8 protein-coding genes and 1 tRNA gene are annotated in these 5,648 nt (G+C 45.3%); 8 read left to right on the forward strand and 1 reads right to left on the reverse strand.

The genetic code is table 11. From position 1 onward, the window contains the following. The first annotated feature begins 481 nt into the window (after positions 1-481). Together RMO27_RS21200 and RMO27_RS21205 are read left to right on the forward strand one after the other, a co-directional pair. A complete protein-coding gene (locus tag RMO27_RS21200; protein WP_309736328.1) occupies positions 482-1,009 on the forward strand; it encodes a GNAT family N-acetyltransferase in 528 nt (175 codons plus the stop codon). 64 nt (positions 1,010-1,073) lie between these two features. Continuing rightward, positions 1,074-1,147, forward strand: a tRNA-Pro gene (locus RMO27_RS21205). Positions 1,148-1,439: 292 nt separating this feature from the next. On the opposite strand, the gene RMO27_RS21210 is transcribed toward RMO27_RS21205, so the two are convergent. Continuing rightward, positions 1,440-1,694 (reverse strand): SemiSWEET transporter, encoded by a 255-nt coding sequence (locus tag RMO27_RS21210; protein ID WP_309736330.1) that lies wholly within the window; start codon positions 1,692-1,694, stop codon positions 1,440-1,442. 254 nt (positions 1,695-1,948) lie between these two features. Here RMO27_RS21210 and RMO27_RS21215 point away from each other — a divergent pair, with 254 nt between their 5' ends. The 6 genes from RMO27_RS21215 to RMO27_RS21240 all read left to right on the forward strand — a co-directional run. Beyond that, positions 1,949-2,236 carry a cytochrome c biogenesis protein CcdA gene (locus RMO27_RS21215; protein ID WP_309736331.1) on the forward strand — a complete coding sequence of 96 codons (288 nt, stop codon included), beginning with the start codon at positions 1,949-1,951 and terminating at the stop codon, positions 2,234-2,236. A 92-nt stretch (positions 2,237-2,328) separates the two neighbouring features. Then, entirely contained in the window at positions 2,329-2,922 is a 594-nt protein-coding gene (locus tag RMO27_RS21220) for a cytochrome b/b6 domain-containing protein (RefSeq protein WP_309736334.1), read from the forward strand. A 119-nt stretch (positions 2,923-3,041) separates the two neighbouring features. Next, positions 3,042-3,749 (forward strand): molybdopterin-dependent oxidoreductase, encoded by a 708-nt coding sequence (locus RMO27_RS21225; protein ID WP_309736336.1) that lies wholly within the window; start codon positions 3,042-3,044, stop codon positions 3,747-3,749. Between the two features lie 347 nt (positions 3,750-4,096). After that, positions 4,097-4,459 carry a photosynthetic/respiratory NAD(P)H-quinone oxidoreductase subunit C gene (ndhC, locus tag RMO27_RS21230; protein ID WP_309736338.1) on the forward strand — a complete coding sequence of 121 codons (363 nt, stop codon included), beginning with the start codon at positions 4,097-4,099 and terminating at the stop codon, positions 4,457-4,459. Continuing rightward, complete coding sequence (locus RMO27_RS21235; RefSeq protein WP_309736340.1) at positions 4,450-5,181, forward strand: NADH dehydrogenase subunit K; 732 nt, start codon at positions 4,450-4,452, stop codon at positions 5,179-5,181. Before ndhC ends, RMO27_RS21235 begins: the two co-directional genes overlap by 10 nt. After that, positions 5,174-5,648 (forward strand): NAD(P)H-quinone oxidoreductase subunit J (locus tag RMO27_RS21240; protein WP_309736341.1); only part of this gene is annotated, 475 nt, incomplete at its 3' end. The genes RMO27_RS21235 and RMO27_RS21240, both read left to right, overlap by 8 nt.

The following is a 5,648-nucleotide window of genomic DNA, read 5'->3' on the forward strand; positions in this document are numbered from 1 at the left end:
GTCTAGCCATAACGGTTATAGCAGGTTGGACTTTTTGAATATCGCCTGTTTTATCGATCTGTGAAAAGTCGGTTCGACGAGAGCGAGTCTGGGAGCCAGTCTCCAACACGAAGGTTTTAAAATGGATAAAGTCGAGCTTAGGGGCTTATTCTCGACTCATCTGTCTTATCTTTAATTCCGCTTACCTACTTATCGTCCTTTTAGATTGGTTCGATCGAGTCTGATTCGGGTGGTGCGCTAGCTAGCTTAGATACTTTTGTTTGGGATATCGATCGTCAATGGCATTTAGTGAATAACGTTTCAGGGTAAAGTTTAGAGATAGATTGAGATGGAGCTAGCAATCTTATTAGGTCGTAGAAGCCAAGGGGTAAGAATTTCCTTAAGAATAATGTTATGATTTATGTGAATCGATCTAGCCTCTCACCAAATGTAGGTAGTAGGGATCGGCAACTGCAACCACTATCTTTGTTGTTCACACCACATGGTTTTTTGGAAGAGTTTGTTTAGTGGTGGCGATACGGCTGCTGAATCTAAAGCAAGTGCATCTACTATTACGGCATTTAAAGCAACCGGACTTAATTTACCTCCAAACAGTCAAATTTTCTTTAGTACGGATCGAGATCTCGATTTGTATGAATTGGAAGAGCTATGCGACATTGTTGGGTGGTCGCGCCGCCCTCTGCGAAAGGTGAAGAAGGCTCTTCAAAATAGTTTTATTGTGGTTTCGATGTGGGAAGTCCGGGGAGCAACAAAAAGAATGATCGGTTTTGCGCGTGCTACATCTGATGGTGCTTTTAATGCCACTGTCTGGGACGTCGTGGTGCATCCTGATTTTCAGGGTCAGCGATTAGGGAAGGCGATGATGAAGTATACGATCGACAAGATCCGTGCTGAGGATATTAGCAACATTACGCTATTTGCTGATGCTCATGTGGTGGGATTCTATGGTGGGATGGGCTTTGTAGAAGATCCTGAAGGTATTAAGGGGATGTTTTGGTACCCTGATTAGTAATTAGACAAAGGTTATTGATCGATCTCGATTTTTGTATGTTATGATGATTGAGGTTAAGCAACGGGATGTAGCGCAGCTTGGTAGCGCGCCTGCTTTGGGAGCAGGATGTCGCAGGTTCGAATCCTGTCATCCCGATTTTAAATAACTTGCCTGTTATATGCTGATTAACAACGCTAGTGATACCTAAGTTGGTATCACTAGTGTTGTTTTTTGTGGTCGATCTACAGTGACCGATTTATTTATCATGAGAATAAAAAGTGGCATTCAGTTTATCACTTGATCGGTAATTAAAGTTTTAGTAAACTCGAACCAGTGCGGCTCAATGGTGTGGTGGCAGAAGTCGATCGGATAAAAGTATCGCAATCCGTATCGAAGTCGGTGAAAGTAGAGTGTTGACGATCGGCTTACTGACATAAGTTCGATCAATTTATCCATATTTAAATTTAAAGCGTAAAATTATTAAATTCAGTATCAATGTCACTGCATTTGCAATAATTATTGGCGCACTTGTAACTAATAAGCCATAAATGAGCCACATGGAAACTCCGGCAATAAACGATAGCAGGGTTTGCACAGATAGATCTGTAGTTGACTTGGATTGCCAAACCCGAACAACTTGAGGTATAAAAGCTGCTGTTGTTAGCGTTGCCGCTACATATCCTACAAGATCGATCGATTCCATTATAAATTCGCTCCAGTAAGTAAATAGATCGAAGTTCATTCATCCCTAACTAAGGATCGTAACTTGAAAATTGGATCGATCCAGCAGGGCTATTTCCGAGTTAGCGGCAAGTTTATGGTTGCATCTCGCCGCTAGTGAAAATTCAACAGTGAAATCCAATTGTTGATTAGCCATTGTAAATAGAGAGTATGCAGCACAAGGATTAAAAGTAGTCAGCGTCCATACCCCTGAATTTACCTGAGGCGCTCAGGGTGGTGGCGATCGCGATTTTGCTAGCGATCGGGGTATTCTCGATGTTCCCAGCATGGGGTTATCGATATTTTCAATATTTCTCCATTAATGCTAATTGCTTAAACCCGATCGGCTTGGTCGGTGAATTCTGGTTGGGCAGTCAACTCGGACTACTATGGACACCCTGTGCAGGGCCAGTATTAGCAAGTATTTTACTCCTGGCAGCGGTGCAACATCAACCATTTCAATCGTTTGGAATGTTAGTTGTTTACGGACTGGGTGCGGGGCTGACGCTGCTGTCGTTGGCGTAGCCTCTCGGTATGAGAATAGCTTATGGCGGTCGTTATCTGGGTCAAAGGTTGTTACAGTTGAGATCGCATTCCGATATCCCTAGTGTTATATTATGCCAGCCTCCAAAAAATCACTACCTATTCCTCACCAAAAAGTCGTTATTAAGCTGTTCCACGGCGTTATTATTATCAGTTTGTTCTTGATGGTTGGTAGCGGACTCCAGATTTATAATGCCACTCCCGTATTTGGTGGGAAAGAGGGTTGGCGGTTTCCTAGTTTTATGACTCTGGGTGGGTGGCTGGCGGGTGGCAGGGACTGGCACTTTGCAATGATGTGGGTGTTTTCGTTTAATTTGCTAATTTATGGCATTTATATTGGCTTGACAAAGCGGTGGCAGCGGCGGTTTGTCTCTAGTAGCGATCTCCAAGCCCTGAAAGTCGGGCAAAATCCCAAGCGGAAAGCTTATGCTTGGCATCGACTGATTTATACGGGGATTGTGCCCATTTTAATACTGGCGATCGCGAGTGGATTGGCGATGTACAAACCAGTCCAATTAGGCTGGTTGGCGGGTTTATTTGGCAACTGGCAAACTCTCCGCACGGTGCATTTTATGACAGTCCCGATCGCTTTAATATTTACGATCGTCCATATGCTCATGGGTTTAAAAGTCGGCGGATTGAGGATCTGGCGATCGATGTTTGTTTGAAAAGTTTAACAGGATTTTCGTCTGTATCTATCTGACATTGAGGTAGTAGGGGCAATTCATGAATTGCCCCTACTACCTCAATCGGCATCCAACTCCTAGCTCCCAACTCCCAACTAATCATGAATCCCAATTTTATAAATCGGCGGCAATTATTACAACTCTCTGGTTTCACTGGCATAGGTTTGTTGCTCAATAGTTGTGGCTTAAATCCATATTCCACTGCTGTTGGCAATGCGATCGATCCGCTCAATCAACGAGTAGAAGAATTGTTGCTCAAACCCCAAGCTTTAGCTCGCGAATATCCAGCGAGCGCAATCGAACCTCAATCCTTGTTGATTAATAGTTTTACTGAAACTCCAGAGATCGATCCAACTACTTTTAAACTAATTATCGACGGGGCGGTGAACCAGCCGATGCAATTGAGCATGAGCGATATTAAAAAGTTACCATTGCAGTCGATGGTAATTCAGCATGTTTGTGTAGAAGGTTGGGCAGCAATCGTCCAATGGGGCGGCGTGAGACTCCGAGATTTAATTGCCCTTGCCCAGCCCAAATCAACAGCTCGATATGTTTATTTTGAGTCTGGCGATGGTTATTACAACAGTTGGGATCTGCCTTCGGCACTGCATCCCCAAACGCTATTAGCCTATCAAAAAAATGGACAGCCCCTACCTGTAGATAATGGTGCCCCACTCCGACTCGCCGCGCCGATTAAACTGGGTTACAAGCAGAGTAAATGGGTGACGAGAGTGACTTTACTCGATCGATTATCCCGTAAGCAGGGCTATTGGGAAGACCAGGGTTATGAATGGTTTGGCGGACTGTAAAATTTTCTCAAGTGGATCGATCGAGTGAGATTTCGCAAGTCAAGGCATCAATATGCCTAGCAGTTAGTATAAACAGACAAGCTCTAACCTCGATCCAGCAGTAGTTTGAGCTTGTTAGTCAGTGCGCGACAATAATTAATTAGTTAGTCAATGTCCCGTCGATCCTATCCCCCAGCACATTATATTGATAAAATATAATATAGATTGAGTCTTTCAGCGTCTAGAGTAGCTAGTCAACCATCGTTGTAGATCTCTGATTCGCGATCGTCAGAGGCTTGAAGCGTGAGTGTTGCAGTTCGAGAGTGCTGCTAGATCGATCGTTATCCCTTCATGACTATGAATAAGCTGTGTTTGTCCTCAACGGTTATGAATATCTACTCGGCTTCATCTTGACATGTAGCCTGGTGCCGATTTTAGCATTATCAGCATCGAAACTACTGCGTCCGGCTAGTGGCGGTGCCGAACGACGCACGACCTACGAATCGGGGATGGAACCGATCGGTGGTGCGTGGATTCAATTTAATATTCGTTACTATATGTTTGCCCTGGTCTTTGTCGTTTTTGACGTAGAGACAGTATTTTTATACCCTTGGGCGGTGGCGTTTAGTCAGTTGGGCTTACTCGCTTTTATTGAAGCGTTGATTTTTATTGCAATTCTTGTAATTGCGCTAGTTTATGCTTGGCGCAAAGGAGCCTTAGAATGGTCATGAATCCTATGAATAAGACCGATAATTTAGAGCGGATTGCCAATCCGATCGAGCGTCCGCAAGTGACGACCGATTTGTCGGAAAATGTGATTTTGACAACTGTAGACGACCTGTATAACTGGTCGCGCTTGTCGAGTCTATGGCCACTGTTATTTGGGACGGCTTGCTGTTTTATCGAAATGGCCGCGATGATCGGCTCCCGCTTTGATTTCGACAGGTTTGGATTGGTACCGCGAGCGAGTACTCGGCAGGCAGATTTATTGATTACAGCGGGGACGATCACCATGAAAATGGCTCCCGCCCTAGTCCGGCTCTACGAACAGATGCCCGAACCCAAGTATGTCATTGCCATGGGTGCCTGCACGATTACGGGTGGGATGTTTAGTGCGGATTCGCCGACGGCGGTACGCGGTGTCGATAAACTAATTCCGGTCGATATCTATCTGCCTGGTTGTCCGCCCCGTCCAGAAGCTCTCATGGATGCACTGGTGAAACTGCGCAAAAAAATTGCCAACGAGTCGATGCAAGAGCGGGGGTTATTAAATCAAACTCATCGCTACTATAGTACGACGCATAACATGAAAGTCGTATCGCCAATTTTGACTGGCGCATATCTCCAGACGGGTACTCACGACCATCCCCCAGCGGAAATCGCCGCAGCAATGGGAATGCCCGTAACGCCAGCACTAGCTACCGCTCAAAAACAGGAGGTCGAACGTGGCTGAGGAAGAAACCAAGGCAACGGCTGAAATTACCCCCACCGCAGCCCCACTCGTACCTGCTGGTAAAGTCGCTCAGTGGTTGACTCAAAACGGCTTTGTCGATCATACATCCCTGACTATTGACGCTCAAGGTGTCGAAGTCATCCGCATTGAAGCGCAGTTTTTGTTACCTGTAGCGACGGCACTATATGCCTATGGGTTCAACTATCTTCAGTGTCAGGGTGGTTATGATGCGGGGCCTGGCGATGAGCTAGTGAGTTTTTATCACTTAACGAAGATGAGTGATAATGCCATTCGACCAGAGGAAGTCAGAATCAAGGTATTCTTACCGCGCGAAAATCCCGTCGTACCGTCGGTATATTGGATCTGGCGAACGGTGGATTGGCAGGAACGGGAAACTTTTGATATGTATGGGATTGTCTTTGATGGACATCCCAATCTCAAGCGGGTATTGATGCCTGAAGATTGGG

This window comes from Chamaesiphon sp. OTE_75_metabat_556 (assembly GCF_031378165.1).
In the GTDB taxonomy this organism is placed as follows: Bacteria; Cyanobacteriota; Cyanobacteriia; order Cyanobacteriales; family Chamaesiphonaceae; genus Chamaesiphon.

Coding starts and splice junctions, on each gene's coding strand:
- RMO27_RS21200 (WP_309736328.1), top strand. CDS start 482: ATGGTTTTTTGGAAGAGTTTGTTTAGTGGTGGCGATACGGCTGCTGAA.
- RMO27_RS21210 (WP_309736330.1), bottom strand. CDS start 1,694: ATGGAATCGATCGATCTTGTAGGATATGTAGCGGCAACGCTAACAACA.
- RMO27_RS21220 (WP_309736334.1), top strand. CDS start 2,329: ATGCCAGCCTCCAAAAAATCACTACCTATTCCTCACCAAAAAGTCGTT.
- RMO27_RS21225 (WP_309736336.1), top strand. CDS start 3,042: ATGAATCCCAATTTTATAAATCGGCGGCAATTATTACAACTCTCTGGT.
- RMO27_RS21235 (WP_309736340.1), top strand. CDS start 4,450: ATGGTCATGAATCCTATGAATAAGACCGATAATTTAGAGCGGATTGCC.